General features: G+C 77.5%; 24 protein-coding genes. 6 read left to right on the forward strand and 18 right to left on the reverse strand.

Annotated elements, in window-relative coordinates; translation table 11 throughout:
- Positions 1-68: 68 nt before the first annotated feature.
- The 3 genes from AB8M62_RS18565 to AB8M62_RS18575 form a co-directional block, all read right to left on the reverse strand.
- Entirely contained in the window at positions 69-1679 is a 1611-nt protein-coding gene (locus AB8M62_RS18565) for a peptide chain release factor 3 (protein WP_369070522.1), read from the reverse strand.
- 91 nt (positions 1680-1770) lie between these two features.
- Entirely contained in the window at positions 1771-3057 is a 1287-nt protein-coding gene (locus AB8M62_RS18570) for an MATE family efflux transporter (protein WP_369070523.1), read from the reverse strand.
- A 110-nt stretch (positions 3058-3167) separates the two neighbouring features.
- The gene (locus tag AB8M62_RS18575; protein ID WP_369070524.1) at positions 3168-4298 is read right to left on the reverse strand and encodes a glycosyl hydrolase; all 1131 of its coding nucleotides are present in this window, start codon (positions 4296-4298) and stop codon (positions 3168-3170) included.
- A gap of 365 nt (positions 4299-4663) precedes the next feature.
- On the opposite strand from AB8M62_RS18575, the gene AB8M62_RS18580 reads away from it, so the two are divergent.
- Together AB8M62_RS18580 and AB8M62_RS18585 are read left to right on the forward strand one after the other, a co-directional pair.
- The gene (locus AB8M62_RS18580; RefSeq protein WP_369054996.1) at positions 4664-5374 is read left to right on the forward strand and encodes a methyltransferase domain-containing protein; all 711 of its coding nucleotides are present in this window, start codon (positions 4664-4666) and stop codon (positions 5372-5374) included.
- 98 nt (positions 5375-5472) lie between these two features.
- On the forward strand, positions 5473-5646 hold the full coding sequence (locus AB8M62_RS18585; protein ID WP_369054997.1) for a hypothetical protein: 174 nt from the start codon (positions 5473-5475) through the stop codon (positions 5644-5646).
- Here AB8M62_RS18585 and AB8M62_RS18590 read toward each other — a convergent pair.
- Together AB8M62_RS18590 and AB8M62_RS18595 are read right to left on the reverse strand one after the other, a co-directional pair.
- Positions 5627-7309 (reverse strand): PH domain-containing protein, encoded by a 1683-nt coding sequence (locus tag AB8M62_RS18590; RefSeq protein ID WP_369070525.1) that lies wholly within the window; start codon positions 7307-7309, stop codon positions 5627-5629. The genes AB8M62_RS18585 and AB8M62_RS18590 overlap by 20 nt on opposite strands.
- A complete protein-coding gene (locus AB8M62_RS18595; RefSeq protein WP_369054999.1) occupies positions 7306-7800 on the reverse strand; it encodes a PH domain-containing protein in 495 nt (164 codons plus the stop codon). The genes AB8M62_RS18590 and AB8M62_RS18595 overlap by 4 nt, the downstream gene beginning before the upstream one ends.
- 107 nt (positions 7801-7907) lie before the next feature.
- On the opposite strand from AB8M62_RS18595, the gene AB8M62_RS18600 reads away from it, so the two are divergent.
- Positions 7908-8954: an endonuclease/exonuclease/phosphatase family protein gene (locus tag AB8M62_RS18600; protein WP_369070526.1), complete on the forward strand. Its 1047-nt coding sequence runs from the start codon at positions 7908-7910 to the stop codon at positions 8952-8954.
- Between the two features lie 80 nt (positions 8955-9034).
- On the opposite strand, the gene AB8M62_RS18605 is transcribed toward AB8M62_RS18600, so the two are convergent.
- The 10 genes from AB8M62_RS18605 to dacB form a co-directional block, all read right to left on the reverse strand.
- On the reverse strand, positions 9035-9514 hold the full coding sequence (locus AB8M62_RS18605; RefSeq protein WP_369055001.1) for a DUF3180 domain-containing protein: 480 nt from the start codon (positions 9512-9514) through the stop codon (positions 9035-9037).
- A 5-nt stretch (positions 9515-9519) separates the two neighbouring features.
- Positions 9520-10047, reverse strand: a complete 528-nt coding sequence (folK, locus tag AB8M62_RS18610) for a 2-amino-4-hydroxy-6-hydroxymethyldihydropteridine diphosphokinase (protein WP_369070527.1) — start codon at positions 10045-10047, stop codon at positions 9520-9522.
- 31 nt (positions 10048-10078) lie between these two features.
- The gene (folB, locus tag AB8M62_RS18615; protein WP_369055004.1) at positions 10079-10501 is read right to left on the reverse strand and encodes a dihydroneopterin aldolase; all 423 of its coding nucleotides are present in this window, start codon (positions 10499-10501) and stop codon (positions 10079-10081) included.
- Positions 10498-11472, reverse strand: a complete 975-nt coding sequence (folP, locus tag AB8M62_RS18620; protein WP_373695003.1) for a dihydropteroate synthase — start codon at positions 11470-11472, stop codon at positions 10498-10500. The genes folB and folP overlap by 4 nt, the downstream gene beginning before the upstream one ends.
- On the reverse strand, positions 11469-12053 hold the full coding sequence (gene folE, locus AB8M62_RS18625; RefSeq protein WP_369055005.1) for a GTP cyclohydrolase I FolE: 585 nt from the start codon (positions 12051-12053) through the stop codon (positions 11469-11471). The genes folP and folE overlap by 4 nt, the downstream gene beginning before the upstream one ends.
- Positions 12050-14029 carry an ATP-dependent zinc metalloprotease FtsH gene (ftsH, locus tag AB8M62_RS18630; RefSeq protein ID WP_369055007.1) on the reverse strand — a complete coding sequence of 660 codons (1980 nt, stop codon included), beginning with the start codon at positions 14027-14029 and terminating at the stop codon, positions 12050-12052. The genes folE and ftsH overlap by 4 nt, the downstream gene beginning before the upstream one ends.
- A 241-nt stretch (positions 14030-14270) precedes the next feature.
- On the reverse strand, positions 14271-14822 hold the full coding sequence (gene hpt, locus AB8M62_RS18635) for a hypoxanthine phosphoribosyltransferase (RefSeq protein ID WP_369055009.1): 552 nt from the start codon (positions 14820-14822) through the stop codon (positions 14271-14273).
- A gap of 11 nt (positions 14823-14833) precedes the next feature.
- Positions 14834-15931, reverse strand: a complete 1098-nt coding sequence (gene tilS, locus AB8M62_RS18640) for a tRNA lysidine(34) synthetase TilS (protein ID WP_369070528.1) — start codon at positions 15929-15931, stop codon at positions 14834-14836.
- A gap of 28 nt (positions 15932-15959) precedes the next feature.
- The gene (locus AB8M62_RS18645; RefSeq protein ID WP_369070529.1) at positions 15960-17123 is read right to left on the reverse strand and encodes an Rv3626c family coenzyme F420 biosynthesis-associated protein; all 1164 of its coding nucleotides are present in this window, start codon (positions 17121-17123) and stop codon (positions 15960-15962) included.
- A gap of 20 nt (positions 17124-17143) precedes the next feature.
- Positions 17144-18571, reverse strand: coding sequence for a D-alanyl-D-alanine carboxypeptidase/D-alanyl-D-alanine endopeptidase (dacB, locus tag AB8M62_RS18650; protein ID WP_369070530.1), 1428 nt, complete (start codon positions 18569-18571; stop codon positions 17144-17146).
- Positions 18572-18820: 249 nt separating this feature from the next.
- On the opposite strand from dacB, the gene AB8M62_RS18655 reads away from it, so the two are divergent.
- Both AB8M62_RS18655 and AB8M62_RS18660 read left to right on the forward strand, forming a co-directional pair.
- Positions 18821-19333, forward strand: coding sequence for an inorganic diphosphatase (locus AB8M62_RS18655; RefSeq protein WP_369055044.1), 513 nt, complete (start codon positions 18821-18823; stop codon positions 19331-19333).
- Positions 19334-19523: 190 nt separating this feature from the next.
- On the forward strand, positions 19524-19958 hold the full coding sequence (locus tag AB8M62_RS18660; RefSeq protein WP_369055046.1) for a MerR family transcriptional regulator: 435 nt from the start codon (positions 19524-19526) through the stop codon (positions 19956-19958).
- Between the two features lie 22 nt (positions 19959-19980).
- Here the strand turns inward: AB8M62_RS18660 and AB8M62_RS18665 are convergent, their stop codons facing one another.
- Complete coding sequence (locus AB8M62_RS18665) at positions 19981-20841, reverse strand: SMP-30/gluconolactonase/LRE family protein (RefSeq protein ID WP_369070531.1); 861 nt, start codon at positions 20839-20841, stop codon at positions 19981-19983.
- 159 nt (positions 20842-21000) lie between these two features.
- On the opposite strand from AB8M62_RS18665, the gene AB8M62_RS18670 reads away from it, so the two are divergent.
- Positions 21001-22728 carry a putative bifunctional diguanylate cyclase/phosphodiesterase gene (locus AB8M62_RS18670; protein WP_369070532.1) on the forward strand — a complete coding sequence of 576 codons (1728 nt, stop codon included), beginning with the start codon at positions 21001-21003 and terminating at the stop codon, positions 22726-22728.
- Here the strand turns inward: AB8M62_RS18670 and AB8M62_RS18675 are convergent.
- Positions 22704-23405, reverse strand: a complete 702-nt coding sequence (locus tag AB8M62_RS18675; RefSeq protein WP_369055020.1) for a response regulator — start codon at positions 23403-23405, stop codon at positions 22704-22706. The genes AB8M62_RS18670 and AB8M62_RS18675 overlap by 25 nt on opposite strands.
- A complete protein-coding gene (locus AB8M62_RS18680) occupies positions 23402-24472 on the reverse strand; it encodes a sensor histidine kinase (protein ID WP_369055022.1) in 1071 nt (356 codons plus the stop codon). Before AB8M62_RS18680 ends, AB8M62_RS18675 begins: the two co-directional genes overlap by 4 nt.
- Between the last annotated feature and the right edge of the window lie 99 nt (positions 24473-24571).

Genomic DNA, 24571 nt, shown 5'->3' on the forward strand with positions numbered 1-24571 from the left:
CCCCCTACGGGCGCGCCCGGCGGGGCCCCGGGGCCCCCGGCCGCCCCCCCGGCAGGCGGCGGGGCGGGTCAGCCCGTCGCGACGAGCTCGTCCAGGCGCACCTCCGGGTGCGCCCGGGCGAAGGCCCGCACCCGCCACACGTCGCTGAACAGGGCGAAGAGCGTGCCGTCCCGGGCCGCCGCCACCTCCGCGGCGCGGTCGGCGCGCAGCAGCTGCTCGGCCTCGGCGTCCACGACGCGGGCGACCGAGTACGGCAGCTCGTCGAGCACGACGGGCGAGCGGAACTCGTGCTCCATGCGGTGCCGGACCACGTCGAACTGCAGGTCCCCGACGGCCGCGAGCACCGGCTCCCCCTCGCCGCGGCGGGTGGACGTGAGCAGCCGGACGACGCCCTCGCTGTCCAGCTCCGCCAGCCCCTGGCGGAACTGCTTGCCCTGCGCGAGGTCCAGGGGACGCACGACGCTGAAGCGCTCGGGCGCGAACACCGGCAGCGGCGGGAAGGAGACGGCCGAGCCGTCGTGCAGGGTGTCGCCCACCCGCACGTGCTTGGCGTTGACGAGCCCGATGACGTCGCCCGGCCAGGCGTCGTCGACGGTCTGCCGGTCGGCGCCGAACACCGTCTGCACGTGCTTGAGCACCAGGGGGCGCCCGGTGCGGGCGTCCGTGACCGTCATCCCGCGCCGGAAGCGCCCCGAGCGGACGCGCGCGAAGGCCAGGCGGTCGCGGTGGGCGGGGTTCATCCCGGTCTGCGTCTTGAACACCTGGGCGGTGAAGCGGTCGCCGACCTCCACCGCTCCCCCGTCCGCGGTCGCGTGGCGGTGCGGGGCGGGGGCGACGTCCACGAGGGCGTCGAGGACCTGGGCCACGCCGATGTTCGCCACGGCTGCCGTGAACAGCACCGGGGTCGAGCGGCCGGCGAGGAACTCCGCCTCGTCGTGGTCGGCGCCGATCTCGCGCAGCAGCTCGTGCTCCTCCAGCGCCCGCGGCCACGCGTCCGGCTCGGCCTCGGCGGCCCGGTCCGCGCCGAAGCGGTGCTCCTCGGCGAGCGTCGCGCCGCCCGGGGCGCGCGTGTAGCGGACGTACTCCCCCGTGGCCCGCTCCAGCAGCCCGCGGAAGTCCCCGGCGACACCGACGGGCCAGGTGAGCGGGGTGGGGCGCATGCCCGTCACCTCCTCGACCTCGTCGAGCAGCTCCAGCGCCTCCCGGCCCGGGCGGTCCCACTTGTTGACGACCGTGATGACGGGCAGGCCGCGGTGGCGGCAGACGCCGAACAGCTTGCGGGTCTGCGCCTCCATGCCGCGGGCCGCATCGACGAGCATGACGACCGCGTCCACGGCCGTCAGCGCGCGGTAGGTGTCCTCGGAGAAGTCGGCGTGCCCGGGGGTGTCCACGACGTTGACGACGTGCCCGCGGTGGTGCAGCTGCAGCACCGCGGAGCTGATGGAGATGCCGCGGCTCTTCTCCATGTCCTGCCAGTCGGTGACGACGCCCGCGCGCCCGCCCTTGCCGTGGACGTGACCGGCCTGGCGCAGGGCGTGCGCGTGCAGGGCCAGCGCCTCGGTGAGCGTCGACTTGCCGGCGTCGGGGTGGCTGATGACGGCCGTCGTGCGACGGCGGGCGGCCTCGCGCTCGACGTCGGCGGCGTCGGCCGCCTCGGGCGCGGCGGGGCTCGTGCTCACGGCGGGGACCTCCTGGACGTGACGTGCGGCGGGGCGGGACGACGGTACGTGAGCCGCGCCGCTCCGCGGGCCGGCCGCCGCCGGCGGCGCGTCAGCCGACCGGCGCCGGTGACGTCGCCTCGGTCCCGTCGGGCGTGCGGCGCACGTGCCGGCGGGTCAGCAGGAACCACCACGGGACGACGATCCAGAACGCGGCCGCCATGCCCCACGCGGTGCCCACGGCCCCGAACAGGACCGCGCCCGCCGTCGAGAGCCCGATGAGCGCCACGGTGTAGACGGCGTGCAGGCGCATCGTGATCCGCGCGCCCTCGTTGGCGTACAGCAGCGCCGCCGGGCCCACCGACAGGGCCGCGCCGACCTGGCCGACGATGATCGGCACCAGCACCTCGCGGGTGCCCGACCAGGTCTCCGCCAGCAGCGCCTCGCCCACGGCGTCGGGCAGCACGAGGAACAGCGACCCCCACACCACCGAGACGAGCGAGACCATCCCCGAGACGCCGAGCGCCGCCAGCGTCCACGTGCGGTTCGTCATGCGCTCGCGCCGGCGCACCAGCTCCGGCACCGCGAACGACAGCAGCCCCGCCGACACGATGGTCGCCGGGACGGTGAGCATGTTCGCCCCGCGCAGCCCGCCCGCCGCGGCCAGGCCGGCCACGGCCGCGACGATGACGATCGCGATCTGCACCCCCGACTGCTGGAGCACGAACTCCGGCACGAGGTAGCGCGTCAGCGAGGACTGCTCGCGCACCCACGGCAGCGCCCGGGTCAGCTTCGGGCGGGTGCGCACCTGTGCCAGGCCCACGAACGAGGCGGCCACGGCGGCCCCGCCCCAGGCCAGCGTGAAGGCGAACACCGAGCCGACGTCCGAGAGGACCAGGACGGCCACGGCGGCCAGCTGCAGCACGCCCCACGTGGCGTCCAGCAGGCAGGCCGCGGCCGGCCGCAGCCGCGCGAACAGCACCTGCCGCCACGCGTCCTGCATCATCAGGCCCGGCAGGACGATGCCCAGGGCCACCAGCGACTGCCCCAGGACCGTCGGGAACGGCCCCAGCAGCCCGGCGACCACCAGGCCCGCGCCCAGCAGCAGGCTGCCGGTGAAGACGAGCCCCACCGCGGCGCCGCTGGCCCGGCGGAACTCGTCGTCGCCGGCGCCCGCGAAGCGCATCGCCACCGGCTGGGTGGCCACCGCCCGGAAGAAGCCCGTCAGCACGCTGAAGATCGCGAAGACGATGGCGAAGGAGCCGAAGTCGTCCTCGCTCACCGAGCGGGCGATGATGATCTGGACGAGGAAGTTGTTCGCGCTCGCGATCATCTGGTCGGCGATGTTCCACACGCCGCGCGTCATGCCCGCGCTGCGCAGCCTGCTCAGGCGTCCCACGTCGTTCCCCCCTCGTGCCGCCCCCCGCGGCACGTCACCGCCGCGCCGGGGCACGACAGGACTGCGCCGGCGCGCTCCGCGCCGGTGAGACTACTGGACGCGACCGCCGCTCAGGCCCGGTCCGGGGCGGCGTCACCCGAGGGGCCGAAGCGCTCCCGGAAGACGGCCGACCCCTCCGGGGCGTCGTCCAGCGTCATGCCGACGCCACCCTCGGGGACGTTGAAGTACGCCTGGTAGCGCACCCGCTCGGAGGCCACCACGTCGGCCATCTGGTCGATGAAGGCGGGGCTGTCGCCGCCGCCCTGGGTGTCGCCCTCGGCGACCATCGCCCACTCGGGGAAGCTGATCGGCTTGTCCACCGAGGCCGCGAAGTCGGCGACGTGCTGGACGCTGTTGACCTTCTCGCCCTTGGCCTGCCAGCGGGCACCCGGGTCGATCGGGGCGATGTAGGAGTCGTAGACGTCCACGCCGATGATGTCGACCCAGTCGTCCCCGGGGTACATGTCCTCGATGCCGACGGAGTTCTGCGGGCCCTCGGCGATGTTGAAGTCGATCTCGAAGTCCGAGCCGTCGACCTCCATCGCCATCACGGCGCGGCGGAAGTACTCCTTCCAGTCCTCGCGCTGCTCCTCGTCCTCGCCGATGTAGTGCGTCTCGTACCAGGTGCCGTTCATCTCCCAGCCCAGCCGGACGATCGAGCCGCCCAGCCCGACGTCGACGAGGTTGCGGCCGAAGGTGCGCCAGTAGTCGTCGTACTCGCCGGCCGCGCCGCGCGCCCGCCAGTCCGACGGCGGGTCCTTCGGCACCATCGCCGTGGAGATCACCAGCGTGTGCTCGTCGGGGTCGTCGGCCACCCAGCCGGCCCAGTCCTGCCCGCGCGGGGCGTCGATCGCGAACCACGGCCCCGTGATGGCGTTCCAGTCCGTCTCCGAGCCGAAGACGACGACGCAGTCCAGCGGCCGGCCCAGCCAGTCCTCGAAGTCGTCGGCCACCGAGACCGTGTGCGTCTGCACCCCGACCCACTTGGTGTCCAGCTGCGCGGCGGGCACGTGCGGGCGCGGGGTCCACGGCCGCGGCTGCGTGCGCTGCGGCTCGTCGTCGTCGGAGGCCAGCCACCAGGCACCGCCGCCGAGGAGGGCCGCGCCGCCCAGCCCGGCGCCGAGGAACCAGCGCCGCCGGTGCGAGCGCGGCCGCGGCGGCTGCCCGCCCGTCGCCGGTACCTGCTGTCGCGTCGTGTCCACCACTGCGCGGCTCGCCTCCCCCTCAGGACGGGGACCCCCCCGTCGTCGAACGTCGTCGCGCCTCCGCCGGCGGCGCCCCCCGGCACCGCCGTCCTCGCGGGGCGGCACTCGAAATCGTAGGCGAGTCGTGGACACCATGACGTGGCGTGAGAGTGGTCGATCCGGTCACATCGACCCGTCAGGAGCACCACGACCACGCACCGCGAGGACAGCGTCGACCCGGCGTGACGAGACGGGCGTGCGCGGGCCGTCCCCGCTGAGACGACGCTGAGACGGCGCCGCGCCCGCGACCCGATCGCCGCGCGGCGATCGGGTGACGATCGGGCGGCGGGGGCGACCGCGCCCCGGCCGCCTACAGTGCGGGCGTGGGACGGTTCGAGAACGTGGCCTCGCTCGCCGGCCCGGCCGCGGGCGCGGTCGCCGTGGACCTCGCGTGCGGCTCGGGCCGCACCACCCGGGCCCTGCTGGCGGCCGGCGCGGGCACGGTCCACGCCGTCGACGTCGGCTCCGTCCTCGACGACGACCTGCTGCTCGACCCGCGCGTGCGCGCCCACATCTCCTCCCTGACGGCCCTGCCGCTGGAGGACGGCACCGCGGACGTGGCCGCCTCCGTCAACGCCGTCGAGCACCTCGACGACGTCGACGCCCACCTGCGCGAGCTGCACCGCGTCCTGCGCCCCGGCGGGCGGGCCGTCCTGGCCCACTCCGACTGGGACACCGCGCTGTTCACCAGCGAGGACGACCAGCTCACCCGCCGGCTGCTCGACCGGTTCGTCGCGGCCGCGCCCGCCGCGGGCGCCGAGGTCGACGGCTTCGCCGGCCGCAAGCTCCTGCGCCACGCCGCGCGCAGCCCGTTCACCGTGGAGTCCGTGCACTCCTGGGCCGACCCGCACCGCCGCTTCGACGAGGGGTCGGTGGCCTGGAAGGTCGCCACCGCGGTCCTGGCCGCCGCCGGCGACGACCCCGACCTGGCACCGGTGGCCGCCGGCTGGGTCGAGGGGCTGCGCCGCACCGCCCGGGCTGGGCAGTTCCTCTTCACCGTCACCGACGTCGCCCTCGTGCTGCGCCGGGACTGACGCGCGGCCGCCGCGGGTGCGGAACCCGCCGGGCCGCCGCACGGTTGTCCCCTGCGCGGACCGCACCGGGTCCGCGCGACGATCAGGAGGAGGACGGCGTGGCCGGTCTGGTGGGCAAGATCTCGGCGTTCCTGGCGACCCCGCAGGGGCGGCGGGCGACGAGCGAGGCGACGCGGCGGCTGCAGGCCGCCGCCAAGGACCCGGCGACGCGCCAGAAGGTCGACGCGGTGGTCGGGCAGGTCCGCCGGCGCTTCAGCTCCGGTCCGCGCTGACGCCCGCGGGGCCCTCGCCGGGGTGCCCGGCGGGCGGCTCCCCGGCGGGCGGCTGGTCCGCGAGCGGTCGCTCCGCGGACGGCTGCTCGGCGGGCGGCTGATCGGCGGGCCGCGTCATCCAGCGCTCCGGGCCGGCGGCCGCGCGCGCGGCGCGCGCCCGCACCGCCTGCTCGGCCAGCAGCCGGGCCGCGGTCGCCGAGTCCAGGTGGTCCACCCGCGGGGCGACCTTGCCCGGCGTGGAGTGCAGCACCACGCTGGCCAGCCCCAGGCGCCGCTGCAGCGGGCCCTGCGCGGCGCCCAGGCTCTGCGTGCGCGCGTGCGGGACGACGTCCAGCTGCCGCAGCACCCGCCCGCTGCGCGCCAGGAAGGCGTGCTCGGTGGCCCGGAAGCCGTGCCGGCGCCACGCCACCGGGTCCAGCCAGCGCGCCCGCCGCGGCGCGGGGACGAACCCGCCGTCGTCCCCGGTGGAGACCAGCCCGCGGCTGACGACGTCGAACGGCGACTCCTCCGGCGTGCCCAGACCCGGCACCACCACGGCCACCACCCGGGCCAGCTCCTCCCGGGTGCCCACCGGCAGCAGCACCGTGGACTGCTCGCCGGCGTCGCCGCCCTGCCCGTAGCCGGCGACGTTGACGTCGACGCGCCACCAGTCCTTGGGCCGCCACAGCAGCGGCTGGGAGATCCGCACGGCCTGGACGCGGCCCGGCGGCACCGTCTGCGAGCGCTGCTCCAGCAGCCCGTGCCGCAGCCGCAGGCCGTCCGGGGAGTCGGCGACCGTGAAGCCGAACGAGCGGCTGAAGCGCTGCCAGGACGCGGACAGCAGCCCCAGCAGCGCCGGGGCCGCGCCCAGCAGGGGCGCCGGGCTGCGCGTCCACACCGCCGCCACCCCGACACCCGCCAGGACCAGCAGCCCCGCGATCGTCGCCCCGGACAGCAGCGTCGAGGCGATCACCCGGCCGGGCGTCACCTCGGCGACCTCCCGCTGCGGCGCCTCGTCGGCGCGCACCTCGCCGCCCGCGGCCTCCAGCCGCACCCCGGCGGCCGCGGCCAGCAGGGCGTTGCGCACCCGCTGCGCCTCCTCCTCGCGCAGGTACGCCAGCGACACCTTGCTGCCCGCGCCGCCCGCGACCTCCAGGCGCAGCTCCGCCAGCCCGAACAGGCGGCCCAGCAGCGGGCGGACCACGTCCACGGCCTGCAGCCGGTCCAGCTGGGCGCGGCGCTGCTGGCGCCACAGGATGCCCGACTCCAGGTGGACGGCCTCCGCGTCGAGGCGGTAGCGCATCTTGCGCCAGGACAGCCAGCTGAAGACCGCGCCGACGAGCGCCAGGACCAGCAGAGCGCCCAGCAGCGAGCCGAGCAGCACCCACGCGGGCACGTCGATCCGCGCGAGCTCGTCGAGGTTGTTGCCCACGAGGAAGGCCAGCGCCACCGCGATGACCTTCCACGCCCGCAGCACCGGGGTCACCGGGTGCAGGCGCCGCCAGCCCGGGTCGGCCAGCACCGCGCGGGTGGGCTCGTCCAGGTGCTCGGTGACCGCCGGGTCGACCGCCGCGGCCGCGGGCACCGCACCCTCGCCCACGGGCTCGTCCGCGGTGCCGGGCGCGGTGCCGGGCGCGGGGCCGGGCGCGGGGCCGGGCGGGGTGGGGGCGCCGTCGCCGCTCACAGGCCCGCCAGGCGCGCCTCGCCGCGGGCCGCGAGCCGGTCGCGCAGCCGCGCCGCCTCCTCCGGCGGCAGGCCGGGCACGGCGGCGTCCGTGGACGGGGAGGCGGTGTGCAGCTGCACCCGCGCGATGCCGAAGCGGCGGTCCAGCGGACCGGCCTGCACGTCGACGAACTGCAGCCGCCCGTAGGGCACGACGACGATCGACTTGAACAGGACCCCGTGCGTGACGAGCAGGTCGTCGTCGCGCTCGGCGTACCCCCACGCCGGCACCTGACGGCCCACCACCCACCAGCCCCACGCCGCCAGCGCCAGCGCGAGGACCGCGGCCGTCGCGACCCACCACGTCAGCAGCGCGGCCAGGACGAGGGCGACGAGGGCGATCGGCAGCAGCCACGCGAGCAGCGCGATGCGCTGCACCGTCGCCAGGCGCGGGGACACCCGGCGCCACTGCACGCCCTCGGGGGCGAAGGGTTCCAGGCCCGGCACGCTCACCCGGCCAGCCTGCCAGACACGGGGCGGGCCGGCCCGGACGCGCGGGAGCCGGTGGCGGGACGCCCGAGCGGGCCGCGCGCGCCGCGCCCGTGGGCGAGGATGGCCGCGTGCACCCGACGGCCGCCGCCGCGACCGCCCCTCCCGTCCTCTCCCGCCCCGCGCCCCGGCGCTCACCGCTGCGCGCGCTCGTCACCGCCTACGGCGTCGCCGCGACGGCCGCGCTGGTGCTGGTCGCCGCGCTGGGCGACCGCACGGCCGTCAGCTACGCCGTCGCCCTCAGCGCCTTCTGGTGGCTGCTGCCCGCGCCCGTCCTGCTGCTGGCCGCGCTCGTGCTGCGCGGGCGGCGCGCGGCGGCCGCCGTCCTGACACCGGCGGTGGCGGCGGCCTGGCTGCTCGGGCCCTACGCCGTGCCGTGGCGCGGCGGCGGTGAGCACGACCTGCGGGTGGCCGTCTACAACACCAGCGGCCCGCGCGGCGTGGAGGGCCTGCGGGCGCTGCTGGCCACCTGGGAGCCGGACGTCGTGCTGCTGCAGGAGGTGACGACCCGCACGGCGCGCGAGCTGGCCGGGGAGTTCCCCGAGTACCCGCACCGCCGGCTGGGCCGGCTGTCCGGCGACGAGTGGAGCGACGCCTCGGCGGTGTGGTCGCGCACCCCGCTGACGGGTGTCGTCCCCGTCGACGGCCTGCCGGCGGGCGCGCGGCCCGCGGAGGTCGTGACGGTCGCGGTGGGCGGGCGCGAGGTCGACGTCGTCTCGCTGCACCTGGCCTCGCCGTGCCTGACGTGCGCGGGCGAACAGGTCGAGCGCAACCCCGCGGGCGGGACGGCGGCCGCGGCCCGCACGCGGGTGGCGGAGGCGCAGCGGCTCGTGGAGGTGGTCCGCGAGCGCCGGGCCGCCGGGCGGGCCGTGGTGCTCGGCGGCGACCTGAACTCCAGCGACCTCAACCAGCCCCTGCGCGTGCTGACCGGCGGCGGCCTCGTCGACGTGCACCGGGCGGTCGGCGACCGCCCGCAGCTGACCCGCGGCCCGGGCCCGGGCGCGGCGCGGGTGGACGTCGTCCTCGTCGCCGGGCTGGAGCCGGTGGCCGACGCGGAGGGCTGGCGCGGCGCCAGCGACCACTCCCCCGTGATCGCCGACCTCGCCCACCCCTCCTGACCCCACCCCGCTCCTTCCCCGGTGATCACGGATGGTCGAGCGTTCACCCTTCCATGATCACCGCGGAGGGGGATGAGGGGTCAGGGGGCGGGGTCGGGGGGCGGGCCGCCGGGGCCGTCGTCGCGCGGCGGGACGCGGCAGGAGCGCTCGACGACGAGGCCGGCCGCCACGAGCAGGCCGGAGACCACGAGGTCGGCGACCGCGACGAGCAGCTGGTCGCGGCGCGCGGCGATGTGCGCGGTCGGCAGGTAGTGCACGACCACCCCGGCGAACACGCCGACGAGCAGCGAACCGGCCAGCGAGGCCGCCTTCGCCAGCGCCACCGTGCGCGCGGCGCGCAGCGCGTCGATGCGCCGCTCCTTCTCCCCGCGCACCCACTGGCGCACCGGCCAGCCGACGGCCACGACCACCACCGCGAGCAGCGCGATCGTCAGCAGCGTCGTCCACAGCAGCTCCGGCTCGGCGCGGCCGCGCGCCACCCACACCCGCAGGACCGCCCACGTCAGGACGGCGGCCAGCACGGCGCAGGCGGCGAGGACCCCCGGCCGGGTGGGCCGCACGGGCCTCACGACAGCACCACCGGCTCGGCCGGGGCGCGCACACCGGCGCGGTCCGGCGCGGCGGCCAGCAGGTCGGCGACCGCGCGCGCCCGCCCGCCGCCCGGGCCGGGCAGCAGCGCGGCCGGGTCCAGCGCGGCCCACGGCGCCAGGACGAAGGCGCGCTCGTGCGCGCGCGGGTGCGGGACGACGAGCCGGCCGCCGCCGTGGACGCCGCGCGCGCCCTCCAGGTCGACGACGTCGACGTCGAGGGGGCGCGGCCCCCAGCGCACCTTGGCCGCGCGGTCCAGCCCGTGCGCGGCCTCGACGCCCTGGCAGGCGTCCAGCAGCGCCAGCGGCGCCAGCGACGTGCGGGCCAGCACGACGGCGTTGAGGAAGTCCGGCTGCTCGGGGCCGCCGACGGGGTCGGTCTCCACGACCGGCGAGACGGCGTCGACGACGAGGCCGTCGAGCGCGCGCAGGGCGGCGACCGCCGAGCGCAGCGTCCCGGCGCGGTCCCCGGTGTTGGCGCCCAGCGCGAGCACGACGCGCCTCACGGGGCGGCCCGCCCACCCGGTCGGGCGGGTGTCACGGCAGGTCGTCCCGGGTGCGGCGCACGACGAGCTCGACGTCGTCGAAGGGGACGGTCAGCGGAGCGCGCGGCTTGTGCACGACGACGTCCACGGCCGCGACGCGCTCGGAGGCGGCCAGGCAGGTGCGCGCGGCGCGGTCGGCGAGCGTCTCCACCAGCTGCACCGGCTCCCCCGCCAGCAGCGCCGTCAGCCGCTCGCCCAGCGCGCCGTAGTCGACGGTGGCGGCCAGGTCGTCGGCGGCGGCGGCCTCGCGGGTGTCCAGGTGCAGGGCGACGTCCAGGCCGAACGGCTGACCGGTGGCGCGCTCGAAGGCCAGGACGCCGTGCCGCCCGACGGCGCGCAGGCCGCGCACCACGACCCGGTCCAGGACCCGGCCGCGGGCGTCGAGGACGGGACCGGCGGCGTCGAGGGAGGTCACGGGCTGCTCCGGGGGGTCTCGTGGACGGGCTCGTCGACGTGCGGGGGGACGTGCGGGGCGGCGTGCCGGGGCGCGCGCCCGTCCGGTGCGGGGGTCGTCCAGGCGGCGGCGACGCGGACGGCGGCGGCGGAGGCGCGCACCTCGTGCACCCGCACGCCCCACGCGCCGGCCGCGGCGGCCAGCGCGCTGACCGCGGCGGTCGCGTCGTCGCGCTCGGGCGCCGGCGGTGCCTCGCCGCCGTCGGCGAGCAGGGCGCCGAGGAACCGCTTGCGCGAGGCGCCGACGAGCACGGGGTGCCCGAGGGCCACCAGCCGCGGCAGCGCGCGCAGCAGCGCCCAGTCGTGCTCGGCGACCTTGGCGAAGCCCAGCCCGGGGTCCAGGACGACGCGGCGCGGGTCCAGCCCGGTGGCCGTCACCGCGGCCAGCCGGTCGCGCAGCTCGCGCTCGACCTCGGCGACGACGTCGCCGTAGACGGCGCGCGAGGTCATGACGTCGGAGTGCCCGCGCCAGTGCGAGAGGACGTAGGCCACGTCGTACCGCTCCGCCAGCCGCGCCACCTCGGCGGGCGTCTCCGGGTCGGCCAGCCCGCCGGAGACGTCGTTGACGACGACAGCGCCCGCCTCGACGGCCTCGCGGGCCACCCGCGCGCGCATGGTGTCGACGCTGACGGGCACGCCCCGCTCCGCCAGCGCGGCGACGACCGGCAGGACGCGGCGCAGCTCCTCGTCGGCGTCCACGCGGGCGGCGCCGGGGCGGGTGGACTCCCCGCCCACGTCGACGAGGTCCGCGCCCGCCGCGCGCAGCGCCAGCCCGCGCTCGACGGCCGCGCCGGCGTCGAGGAAGCGGCCGCCGTCGGAGAAGGAGTCGGGGGTGGTGTTGAGCACGCCCACGACCCGGCAGCGGCCGGGCGCCAGCAGGGCGGCGGCCCCGGGACGGCCCGCGGCGGTCCCGGGCGCGGCGGGCACGCTCACCGCCCGACGATGAGGCTCATCGCCTCCGCGCGGGTCGCGGGGTGGCGCAGCGCCCCCCGCACGGCGGAGGTGACCGTCTGCGCGCCCGGCTTGCGCACCCCGCGCATGGACATGCACGAGTGCTCGCACTCCAGCACGACGATCACCCCGCGCGGGCGCAGCTGCGCCACGAGCGCGTCGGCCACCTGCGTGGTGATGCGCTCCTGCAGCTGCAGCCGCCGCGCGTACACGTCGACGATGCGCGCCAGCTTCGACAGCCCCGTCACGCGGCCGTGCTCGCCGGGGATGTAGCCCACGTGCGCGCTGCCGTGGAAGGGCAGCAGGTGGTGCTCGCAGGTGGACTGCACCTCGATGTCCTTCACGAGGACCAGCTCGTCGTGCTCCAGGCCGAAGTCGGTGGACAGGACCTCGGCGGGGTCCTGCCACATCCCGGCGAACAGCTCACCGGCCGCCTTCACCACGCGCGCCGGCGTCTCCCGCAGACCCTCGCGGTCCGGGTCCTCGCCCAGGGCGAGGAGGAACTCGCGCACCGCGGCCTCGGCGCGGGGAGCGTCGACGCCCGGCGCTCCGGTGTCGCTCACGGCTGCTCGTGCGTCCCGTCGTCCGCGACGCGCTTGCCCAGGCTCACGCCCGCGCCGTGCCCGTTGAGCGCGGGCCGCTCGCGCGGGCCCGTCACCGGCGGGATCGAGGAGACCGCGCGCCGCTCGGAGGACAGCCACACGGGCCGCTGCGGGCGCTTGACGACCGGCGCGAAGATCTCCGCGAGCTCGGCCTGGTTGAGGGTCTCCTTGTCCAGCAGCGCCACCACGAGGTCGTCGAGGACCTGGCGGTGCTCCACGAGCACCTCCCACGCCTCGTCGTGCGCGGCCTCGATGAGGCGGCGCACCTCCTCGTCGACGATGCCGGCGACGCCCTCGGAGTAGTCGCGCTCGTGGCCCATGTCGCGGCCCAGGAACACCTCGCCCTGCGCCTGCCCGAGCTTGATCGCGCCGACGCGCTCGCTCATGCCGTACTGGGTGACCATCTTGCGGGCCAGGCCGGTGGCCTTCTCGATGTCGTTGGAGGCGCCGGTGGTGGGGTCGTGGAAGACGAGCTCCTCCGCGACGCGGCCGCCGAGGGCGTAGGCCAGCTGGTCGAGGATCTCGTTGCGCGAGGTGGAGTACTTGTCCTCCGTCGGCAGCACCATCGTGTAGCCGAGGGCGCGCCCGCGCGGCAGGATCGTCACCTTGCTGACCGGGTCGGTGTTGGGCAGGGCCGCCGCGACCAGGGCGTGACCGCCCTCGTGGTACGCGGTGACCTTCAGCTCCTTCTCGCTCATCCGGCGGGTGCGCTTCTGCGGGCCGGCCATGACGCGGTCGATGGCCTCGTCGAGGGCCTGGTCGTCGATCACCTTGGCGTCGGCCCGCGCGGTGAGCAGCGCGGCCTCGTTGAGGACGTTGGCCAGGTCCGCGCCGCTGAAGCCCGGGGTGCGGCGGGCGACGGCCAGCAGGTCGACGTCCGGGGCGAGCGGCTTGCCCCGCCCGTGCACCTGCAGGATCTTGTGCCGGCCCTCCATGTCGGGGGCCTCGACGGCGATCTGGCGGTCGAAGCGGCCCGGGCGCAGCAGGGCCGGGTCGAGGATGTCGGGCCGGTTGGTGGCCGCGATGAGGATGACGTTGGTCTTGACGTCGAAGCCGTCCATCTCGACGAGCAGCTGGTTCAGCGTCTGCTCGCGCTCGTCGTGACCGCCGCCCAGGCCGGCGCCGCGGTGGCGGCCGACGGCGTCGATCTCGTCGACGAAGATGATCGCGGGAGCGTTCTGCTTGGCCTGCTCGAACAGGTCGCGCACGCGGCTGGCGCCGACGCCGACGAACATCTCCACGAAGTCCGAGCCGGAGATGGAGTAGAACGGCACGCCCGCCTCGCCGGCCACGGCGCGCGCCAGCAGGGTCTTGCCGGTGCCGGGCGGGCCGTACAGCAGGACGCCCTTGGGGATCTTGGCGCCGACGGCGTTGAACTTGCCGGCGTCGGTGAGGAACTCCTTGATCTCGTAGAGCTCCTCGACGGCCTCGTCGGCGCCCGCGACGTCCGCGAACGTCGTCTTGGGCATGTCCTTGCTCATCATCTTGGCCTTGGACTTGCCGAACTGCATGACCCGGTTGCCGCCGCCCTGCATCCGGCTCAGCAGGAACCAGAACAGCAGCAGCAGCAGGACCAGCGGGCCGACGGTGAACAGCAGCGTCTGCAGGACGCCCGTGGTCGGCACCTCGTCGGTGACGGTGACGTCGGCGTCGTTGAGGGCGTCGACGACCTCCTGCCCGCGCGGCTCGACGTAGTAGGAGCGGACCGTGGAGGAGCCCTCCTCGGTGACGCCCTCGTCGAGCGTGAGGTCCATCCGCTGGTTGCCGTCGGTGAGGACGGCGCTGCTGACGCTGCCCGAGCGGATGAGCTCCAGGGCGCGGGTGGTCGACACCTCGGTCGTCCCGCCCGAGGCGAAGAAGGACGCGCCGACCGCGACGACCGCGACGGCCAGCACGATCCACAGCAGCGGGCCCTTGAAGAGACGCTTGACGTTCATGTGGAGGGGTCGCCCCCTGTCCCTCCTAGTAGCACGCGGACATCGTTCGACGGTACACCGCGTCACAGCGCGCACGGGCGGCCGCGGGGAGGGGGCGGTGGACGCCCCGGCCCCGTGCCGGGTGCTCGGCGCTGACGCCGGTGCACCTGCCGAACGGTCCGGACGGCGGTGGTGTTCCGCGGCGCGAGCCCACCACCGGCGCCTGGGAGGACGCCGGGAGCCGGCTGGGGACGACCCGGTGTCAGCTGTAGACGTGCGGGGCGAGCGTGGCCACGCAGTCGAGGTTGCGGTAGCGGTCGGCGTAGTCCAGGCCGTAGCCGACGACGAACTCGTTGGGGATGTCGAAGCCGACGTAGGCGACGTCGACGTGCACCTTGGCCGCCTCCGGCTTGCGCAGCAGCGCGCACACCCGCACCGAGGCCGGCCCGCGCGAGGACAGGTTCGCCAGCAGCCACGACAGCGTCAGGCCCGAGTCGATGATGTCCTCCACCACCAGGACGTGGCGGCCGGAGATGTCGGTGTCCAGGTCCTTGAGGATGCGCACCACCCCGGAGGACTTGGTGCCCGAGCCGTAGGAGCTGACGGCCATGAAGTCCATCGCCAGCGGCACCGTCATGGCGCGCGACAGGTCGGCCATCACCATCACCGCGCCCTTGAGCACGCCCACCAGCAGGACGTCCTTGTCCGCGTAGTCGCGGTCCAGCTCGGCGGCCAGCTCGGCGACGCGGGCGGCCACCTGCTCCCGGCTCAGCAGGACGTGGTCGAGGTCGGTCCCGGCGTCGGCGGCGTCCACGCGGCGGTCTCCTACGGGGGCTCGGGGGTGGTGTCGGGACCCGTCCGCGACGGACCCGCGCCCGCTCCCGGGGCCGGGCCGCGACGCGCGAGGAGGAGCCTGCCACACGCCCGGGAGGCCTCGACACGGCTCCCGCCCCCCGGTCCCGGCAGGTGGACGGGCCCCTGCCCCCGCCAGGCCACCACCAGGCGCTCGACCTGCTCGACGTGGTGCAGCGACAGCGCGCCGGCCGGGCAGCCGGCGGCCAGCGCGGCCGCGCGCAGCACCCGCCGGCGCACCGCGGGCGGCTGGGCCAGCAGGTCCGCGACCTGCAGCAGCGGGCCGTCGGCGGTGACCTCCCAGCCCGCGGCGCGCCGGGCCAGCTCGTCGAGGGCGTCGGCGTCGTCGCGCAGCGCCCGGGCGGTGCGGGCCAGCGCCGCCGCCGTCCCGGGGCCCAGCGCCTCCTCCAGGACGGGCAGCGCGTCGTGGCGCACCCGTGCCCGCGCCGTGCGCCGGTCGGTGTTCCACGGGTCCTCCCAGGCGGTCAGGCCCTGCGCGGCGCAGGCCGCGCGCACGAGGGCGCGCGGCAGCTGGAGCAGCGGGCGGCGCAGGTGCCCGCGCACCGGCGCCATCCCCGCCAGGCTGCGCGCGCCCGAGCCCCGCGCCAGCCCCAGCAGCACCGTCTCGGCCTGGTCGTCCAGGGTGTGCCCGAGCAGCACCGCCGCGGCCCCCGCCTCCTCGCGGGCGGCCTCCAGCGCGGCGTACCGGGCCGCGCGGGCCGCCCCTTCGGGACCACCCGCCCGGCCCACCGCGACCACCCGCGCGGACGCCGGGTCCAGCCCGAGGGACCGGCAGGCGGCCACCGCGCGCGCCGCGACGTCCGCCGAGCCGTCCTGCAGGCCGTGGTCGACGACGACCGCCCCGGCGCCCAGGCCCAGCCGGGGCGCCTCGACGGCCGTCGCGGCCGCCAGGGCCAGGGAGTCCGCCCCGCCGCTGCACGCGACGAGGACGGGCGCGCCGGGGCGCTCGCGGGCCACCGCGGCCAGGTCGGCGCGCACGGCCCGGCGCACGGCGGCCACCGCCCGCGCCCCCGCGCGCCCGTCCGCGCGCCCGTCCGGGACCCCGCTCACGAGCCCGCTCACGAGCCGGCCGGGAGGCTCAACCGTGGACGCGGCGCACCCAGGCGCGCGGGTCGGCGACCTCGGCGGGCGTGGGCAGCCGCTCCGCGGACGTCCACACCCCGTTCAGGCCGTCCCAGCCGACCGCGGCCACGACGGCGCGCACGAAGCGGGCGCCGTCGGCGTACTGGCGGGTCTTGGCGTCCAGGCCGAGCAGGCGGCGCACCACCTGGTCCAGCGCGCCCTTGCCGCCGCGGCGCTGCTGGAAGCGCGCCCGGATCGTCGCCACCGACGGCACCACCTGCGGGCCCACCTCGTCCATGACGACGTCGGCGTGCCCCTCCAGCAGCGACATCACCGCGACCAGGCGGGCGACCCGCTCGCGCTGGGCGGGCGTCTGCAGCAGGTCCACCAGCCCCACGCCCGAGCCGGTGCCCGGCTGGTCGCCGGGCCCGCGCAGCACCTCCGGCAGCTGGCGCAGCGCGGCCGCCAGCCGCTCGGAGGCCTCCCGCGGGTGGCCGAGCAGGTCCCCGGACAGCGAGCGGGCCTCGTCGGCCAGGAAGCGGCGCAGCCACGGCGTCGCGCCGAACTGCAGGCGGTGCGCCTCCTCGTGCAGGCACACCCAGCGGCGGAAGTCGCCCGGGTCGACGTCCAGGTCGCGCTCGACCTGCACGACGTTGGGCGCCACCAGCAGCAGGCGCCCGGGCCCGCCGTCGTCGACGCCGCTGAAGACGTCGAACTGGCCCAGGACGCGGCTGGACAGGAACGCCAGCAGGCTGCCCAGCTCGGCGCCCGTGGTGCGCCGGCCCACGGCCGTGGCGGCCCGGTCCACGGGCACCGCCACGCGCGCGGCGCCGGGCAGGTCCAGGCCCCTGCGCGGGGAGGGGACGACCTGCACGGGCCCCAGCAGGGTGCGGAACGCCTCGACGTTGGCGCGCGCCCACGAGGCGCGGTCGACGACGAGGGCCGGCGGCACCTCGCCCTCCACGCTCATCCGGGCGGTCGCGGCGACCGGACCGACGGCGTCGCGGGCGGCGTCGCGCAGCTCGCCGACGACGTCGGCGGCCTCGGCGGCGCTGACCGCCGGCCCGGGGCGCAGCAGGGTGGGGGCCAGCTTCGCGGCCAGGTCGAAGTCGATGAAGTCGCTGACGGGGCGGGGAGCGCCGGCGCGCTGCCCGGCGGGGCTGTCCGGCGGTGCGCTCATGCCCGCACGGTACGCGCCGGTCAGCGGCAGCCGCAGGAGGCGAGGGCGGCGCCCACCCGGTCCAGGACCTCCTGCGCCGCCGGGGTGCCGCCGGGGGGCACGGCGTCCGCCAGCACCGCGAAGGCCAGCAGGCGACCGTCGACGGTCTGCGCGTAACCGGCCAGCGAGCTGACCCCCGTCAGCGTGCCCGTCTTGGCGCGCACGACCCCGCCGCCCGCAGCGGCCGGCGCGCTGTCGCAGCGCAGGGACAGCGTGCCGGTGGCGCCGCAGACGGCCAGGCCGGTGACGGCGGCGCGCAGGTGCGCGGCGCCGGGGGCGTCGGAGGCGGCCAGCACCAGCAGGTCCCGCAGGACCGCGGCGGTCAGCCGGGTCTCGCGCCCCAGCCCGCTGCCGCCCTGCAGCCGCACCCCGGTGACGTCCGCGCCCAGGGCGGCGACCCGCTCGACGACGGCGGCGGAGGCGTCGTCGAAGGTGCCGGGGCGCCCGGAGGCCAGCGCCACCCGCCGGGCCAGGACCTCGGCGAGGGTGTTGTCGCTGGTGGCGAGCATGAGCTCGACCTGCTCGGCGGTGGTGGCGGAGGCGACGGCGGCCAGCTCCTCGGCGCCGGGCGGCGCGGCGGCGCGGGCCACGTCGCCGACCACCCGCACACCGCGCGCGCTCAGCCCCTCGGCCAGCTGGGCGGCCGCCGCCAGCGCCGGGTCGGGTTCGCGGGGCGGGTTCGGGACGTCGCGCAGGCGGCCCTCGTGCACGGCCAGCGGGCTGATCGGGGCGACGTACCCGGCCGCCACGTCCCCGGAACCCCAGCCGGGCGAGACGGCGGGGCCGGTGAACAGCCCGTCGTCCAGGCGCAGCGCCACCGAGGTGCGCCCGCGCGCCAGCAGCGCGGCCGCGGCCGCGTCGGCGAGGTCGCCCAGCCCGGCGCGCCCGTCCACGAGGGCGGGGTCGCCGGCGGCGCCGTCGAGCAGGACGTCCCCGCCGGCCACGAGGACCACCTCGTCGGCGGTGGCGCCGGCCACCACGCGGGTGGTGGCGCGCGAGCCGGGGCCCAGGGCGTCGAGGGCGGCGACGGCCGTGAGCACCTTGGTGGTGGAGGCGGGCGCGCGGGACGCGTCGGCGTCGCGGGTCAGCAGCGCCTGGCCGGTGGCGGCGTCGGCGACGGCGGCGGACACCCGCGGACCCAGGGCGGGATCGGCCAGCAGGGGGCCCAGGACGCCCTCCAGGACCGCGGCGTCGGGCACGGGCGCGTCGCCGGCGGCGGCCTCGAGGACGGGCGCGGCGGGGCCCTGGGCGGCCGGGTCGGCGGCGGGGGCCGTGGGCAGCGGCGGCGCGGTGGGCGGCGGGGTCGTCGTCAGCGGGCCGGGCACGGCGTCGACGACGTCCAGGCCCGCCCAGGTGCCGGCCAGCGCGAGCACCACCGCGGCCCCGGCCGCCACCACCCGTCCCCGCACCGCTCCCCCGTCCCGGCCCCCGCGCACCCGTCCGCGCGCACGTCCGCGCGCACGCGGCGCGCACGCGGCGCGACCGCTGGTGGGGACGGGGCGGCGCGCTGCGCCACACTGCTGCGCGACACTAACGCGGCCCGCCGCGCGCCCCGGCGCCCGGCGGCACCGCACCGGAAGGGCACGCGCGAGGCGGGGCCCTGCGAGAGGAGCAGCGTGACCACAGCACCCACGTCGAAGGACCACCCCTCGGACGAGGTGGTCAAGCCGACGCAGCCGACCGAGTTCGACGCGACCATCGAGATCCCCAAGGGCCAGCGCAACAAGTACGAGGTCGACCACGAGAGCGGCCGCATCCGCCTGGACCGGATGCTGTTCACGTCCACGCGCTACCCGCACGACTACGGGTTCATCGAGGGCACGCTGGGCGAGGACGGCGACCCGCTGGACGTGCTGGTCATCCTGGAGGAGCCCACGTTCCCCGGCTGCCTCATCGCCTGCCGCGCCATCGGCATGTTCCACATGCGCGACGAGGCCGGCGGCGACGACAAGGTGCTGGCCGTGCCCGCGGGCGACCCGCGCTGGGACGGGGTGCAGGACCTGGAGGACGTCAGCGAGTTCGACCGCCTGGAGATCCAGCACTTCTTCGAGACGTACAAGGACCTCGAGCCCGGCAAGAGCGTCGAGGGCGCCAACTGGGCCGGCCGCGAGGAGGCCTACGCGGAGATCGCCCGCTCGTTCGAGCGCGCGAAGGCCGCCGGGCACCACTGACCGGTCCCCTCCCGCGGGCGCCGCGCGCGCCCGCACCGCGACCGCGGGTGGTCCAGCGCCGGGCCGCCCGCGTCGCGGGGACCGTCCCCCCCACCGCGGCGGCTAGCATCGGGTGCCCGTCCGGCGGCGTCGAACCGTGGCGCGCGAGCGCGGGGGCGGCGGACGGAGGGTGGCGCGCGTGGCGAGGTTGATGCAGATCGGCGAGGTGGCCGAACGGGTCGGCTACAGCTTCCGCACGATCCGCTACTACGACGAGATGGGCCTGGTCACCCCCTCGGCCCGCACCCCCGGCGGCTTCCGGCTCTACACGGAGCTGGACGTCTACCGGCTGCTGGTGCTCAAGCGCATGAAGCCGCTGGACTTCTCCCTCGACGAGATGCGCGAGCTGCTGACGGTGCTGGACGCCCTCGACGGGCGGGTGGAGTCCCCCGTGCCGCGCGAGGAGCTGTTCGAGCGCCTCGACGGCTTCCGCGCGGCGGCCGACGCCCGCGTGGAGAAGCTGCGCGAGCGCCTGGCGATGGCCGAGGAGTTCGCCCAGCGCCTGCGCGACGAGGCCGCCGGTCGCACGTCGGGGGGCACCCCGGCGCCCGAGCCGCCGGTGCGCCAGGACGCCCCCACCACCTGAGGGGCCGCGCCGGCCCCGCGCCTCAGCCCGCGAAGGGCAGGACGGGCAGCCCGCGCACGCCCGGGCGGTAGCGGAAGACGCTGCCCGCGGCAGGGTCGTCGTCCTCGGCGAGGTTCTCCCGCGAGGTCGTGATGTAGAGGTCCGCGAGGTCCGGGCCGCCGAACGCGCACGCGGTCACCTGCCGGGCGCCCACCTCGACGACCTCGTCGAGCGTGCCGTCGGGGGCGTAGCGGCGCACCGCGGACCCGCCGAACAGCGCCACCCACACCCCGCCCTCGGCGTCCACGGTCAGCCCGTCGGGGCGGTTCGTGCCGCTGTCGTCGTTGACGGTGACGAAGGGGCGGCGGTCCAGCAGGCCCGCGTCGCGGTCGTAGTCGAAGACGTCGGTGCGCCCGGTGGGGGTGTCGTTGTAGTACGCCAGGCGGCCGTCGGGGCTGAAGCCGAAGCCGTTGGAGATCGTCACCCCGGTCACGACGGGGGTGGTGGTGCCGTCGGGGTCCAGCCGCCACAGCGTGCCGCGGCCCTCGGCCACGTCGTAGGCCATGGAGCCGGTGTAGAAGCGCCCGTCGGGGTCGCAGCCGCCCTCGTTCATGCGGATCCCCTCGCCGGCGCCCCACAGCTCCGGCAGGTGGGTCAGGGAGCCGTCGGCGTCCTCGAGCGCGAAGCCGCGCTCGACGGCGAGCACGGCCCCGCCGCCGGTGCGCGGGCGCACCACCGCGGCCACGTCGCCGACGTGGGCGCGGCTGGTCGCCCCGTCGCCGGTGAGGGTGACGACGTCGCCGGCGAGCATGTCGACGAAGCGCAACCCTCCCCACTGCTCGCTCCAGCACGGCCCCTCGCCGTGGTGGACGATCCGGTCGGTCACGCGCTCGGCTGCAGGCACGTCTCGACCCTACCCAGCGGCGCCGCCGCCACTCGCCGTGGTGACCTTCACCCGCGCGGGTGACGGGGATCTAGAACGGTCAAGCCGTCCACCCGTCCCGGTCGATGGGACGGGGTGCCGCCGTCCCCGTCCCCCTCGGTGTCCGTGACCCCGCGGGTCATGGGCGTCTCGACGGGCTGCTTCCTGCTGGCCGGGGCGCTCGCGGCGGCGGCGCTGGCCCTGGGCACCGACATCGCCGGCGCGGCGCAGCGGGTGACGCTGCTGGTGGGCGGCGCGGCCGCGGTGCTGGGGGCGGTGCTGCTGCGCTGGGGCGTGCACCTGCCGCGCACGGGCTACCACGTGGTCGTCGTCGTGGGCACGGGCATGGTCACGACCGTGGCGGCGCTGGCGCCCTCGCCGGCCACCGCCCTGGCCACCGCGGCGCTGTACGTGTTCGTCACCGTCGACGTCTTCTTCTTCTTCGCCCCGCGCGAGGCGCTCGCGCAGCACCTGCTGGTCCTCGTCGCGGCCGTAGGGACGCTCTGGTCGCGCGGCGCCGCCTGGGGACACGTGGTGACGACGGTCCTGGCCTGGTCGGTGGTGGCGGCCGTCGTCGGCCACCTGGCCAACCGCGCCTCCGAGGCCGGCCGGGACAGCCTGACGGGGCTGGCCAACCGGCGCGGCTTCGACGCGGCGCTGGACGCGGCGGTGCCCGAGGCGCTGCGCACCGGCGCCCCGCTGTCCCTGGCGCTGCTGGACGTGGACCACTTCAAGCGCGTCAACGACCGCTTCGGGCACGCCGCGGGCGACGAGCTGCTGCGCGCGCTGGCCGGCGAGTGCGCCGCCGCGCTGCCGCGCGAGGCGGTCCTGGCGCGCTTCGGCGGCGACGAGTTCGCCGTGCTGCTGCCGGGCCTGCGCGGGCCGGCGGCGTGCGGGCTGCTGGAGCAGCTGGTGGCCGGCAGCACCCGGGTGGGCCTGTCGTGCGGCGTGGCGCAGCTGCAGCCGGGCGAGGAGGTCGGCGACCTGCTGCGCCGCGCCGACAGCGCCCTGTACGCGGCCAAGTCCGCCGGGCGCGGGCAGTGCCGGCTCAGCGGCGGCACGTCCGCGGAGCTGGTCGCCGACCTGCGCGGGGCGCTGGCCGCCGGTGACGTGCGCGCCCACGTGCAGCCCGTGGTGGCGCTGCCCGCGGGGCGGCTGGTGGCCGTGGAGGCGCTGGCGCGCTGGACGCACCCGGTGCGCGGGCCGGTGTCCCCGGCGGAGTTCGTGCCCGTCGCCGAGGCCAGCGGGCTGATCGGCGAGCTGGGCGCCGCGGTCCTGGCCGACGCGTGCGCGGCCGCCGCGGAGCTGCGCGAGCACCACCCCGGGCTGCGGGTCACCGTGAACGTCTCGGGGCGCGAGCTGACGGCGCCCGGCTACCCCGGCCGGGTGCTGCGGACGCTGCGCGAGTGCGGGCTGCCGGCCTCCGCGCTGGTCCTGGAGGTGACCGAGAGCCTGCTCGACGCCTCCAGCGAGGTCGCGCTGCGCGCCCTGGCGGAGCTGCGCCGGCTGGGGGTGGCCGTGGCCATCGACGACTTCGGGACGGGGTGGTCGGCGTTCAGCCGCCTGGACACCCTGCCCGCCGACTACCTCAAGCTCGACGCCGGGTTCATCGCGGAGATCACCACCTCGCCGCGCCGGGCGGGGATGCTGCAGGCGCTGCTGGCGCTGTCGCGGACGCTGGGGCTGCAGGTGGTCGCCGAGGGCGTGGAGACGACCGAGCAGGCCGACCTGCTGTCGCGGCTGGGCTGCCCGCTGGCGCAGGGCTGGTTCTTCGGCCGGCCCGTGCCCCCGGAGGACCTGGACGTCCCCGCCGCCGCTGCGTCACCCGCCGGGGAGCGGGCCGGTCAGAGGGCGGCGGTCGGCAGGTAGGCCAGCTCGGGGCGCCCGGCGCCGCCGTAGCGCGGTTCCCGGCGCGCCCGGCCCGCCGCGGCCAGGTGCTCCAGGTAGCGGCGCGCGCTGCCGCGCGACAGGCCCGTCAGCTCCGCCAGCTCCCCGGCGCTGAGCCCCGCGCCGGCCGGCGCGGCGCGCAGGTGGTCGGCGACGGCGCGCAGCGTGCCGGGCGCGATGCCGCGCGCCGGGCCGGCGGCGGTGCGCAGCTGGCCGAGGGCGGCGTCGATGGCGGTCTGGTCCAGCCGGCCGCCGTCCGCCTCCCCGGTGGCGCGGGCCACCTCCTCGCGGAAGCGCGCGTAGGCGCGCAGCCGCTCCTCCAGCGCCGCCGCCGTGAACGGCTTGAGCAGGTACTGCACCACGCCCATCGACAGCGACCGGCGCACCACCTCCTGGTCGCGGGCCGCGGTGACGGCGATGACGTCGGCGGGCACGGCCGCGGCGCGCAGGGCCCGCAGGACCTGCAGGCCGTCGACGTCGGGCAGCGTCATGTCCAGCAGCACCAGGTCCACGCCGCCGCGGCCCACGGCGTGCAGGGCCTCCCGGCCGCTGTGGACGGCGGCGACGACCGCGAAGCCGGGCACGGCGCCGACGAGGTCGGTGTGCGCGGCCGCCAGCAGCGGGTCGTCCTCGACGACGAGGACCCGCACGTCGCTCACGGCGCCACCGCCCGCCCGACGGGCTCCTCCGCGGGCTCCCCCGGGCGGGGCGGGACGGGCAGCGCGACGACGACCGCGCCACCGCCGTCGTCGACGGTCTCGGGCGCCTCGTGCCGCACCGTCCCGCCGTGCCGGCGCACGACCTGCCCCACCAGCGCCAGGCCCAGCCCGTGCCCGGCGCTCCCGCCCCCGTCCCCGCCGGCCAGGCGCTGCTCCTTGCGCGACCACCCGCGCGCCAGGGCCTGCTCCAGCCCGCCGGGGCCGAAGCCCGGCCCGGAGTCCGTCACCCGCACCTCCAGGACGCCCGGCACGTGCGGGGGGCCGGTGACCAGCACCCGCGCCCAGCGCGGCGCCGGGGCGGCCAGCGCCGCCTCGACGGCGTTGTCGACGAGGTTGCCGACGACGGTGACGAGGTCGCGGGCGGGCAGGACGCCCTCGCCGAGCGCCGTGCCGGGCTCCACCTCCAGCTCCACGCCCACCTCGGCGGCCTGGGCGGACTTGCCGATGAGCAGGGCCGCCAGGGCGGGGTCGGCGACGTCGGCGACGACCAGGTCGGTCAGCTGCTGGGCCTGCGCGAGCTCCCGCGTGGCGAAGCGGACGGCGTCGTCCGCGCGCCCGCGCTCGACGAGGGTGACCACGACGTGCAGCCGGTTGGCCGCCTCGTGGGCCTGCGAGCGCAGCGCCTCCGCGAGACCCCGCACGGCCCGCAGGTCCCGGGTCAGGGCCTGCAGCTCGGTGTGGTCGCGCAGGGTCAGCACGGTGCCCACCCGGCGGCCCTCCCAGACGGCGGCCGTGCGGCTGACCACCAGGACCCGGTCGTCGGTGACGACCACGTCGTCGACCGGCTCCTCACCCGGCCCGGACGGCTCGCCGGCCCCGTCCACGAGCCGCTGCAGCGGCGCGGGGAAGCGCACCCCGCCGCCGGGGCCGGCGGGCAGCAGCCGGCGGGCCTCGTCGTTGACGACCTGCTGGCGCCCGGCCGGGTCCACGACGACCAGCCCCTCGCGCAGGGCGTGCAGGACGGCGTCGGAGACCTCCCACAGCCGGGTCAGCTCCGAGGGCTCCATGCCGTGGGGGGGGGGGGGGCGCGCGCGGCCCCGCCCCCGGCGGCCCCCGCCCGCGCCCCCCCCGCCCCGCCGCGCCCGCCCGCGCCCCGCCCGCCCCCC

Source organism: Kineococcus terrestris (assembly GCF_041020755.1).
Classification (GTDB): Bacteria; Actinomycetota; Actinomycetes; order Actinomycetales; family Kineococcaceae; genus Kineococcus; species Kineococcus terrestris.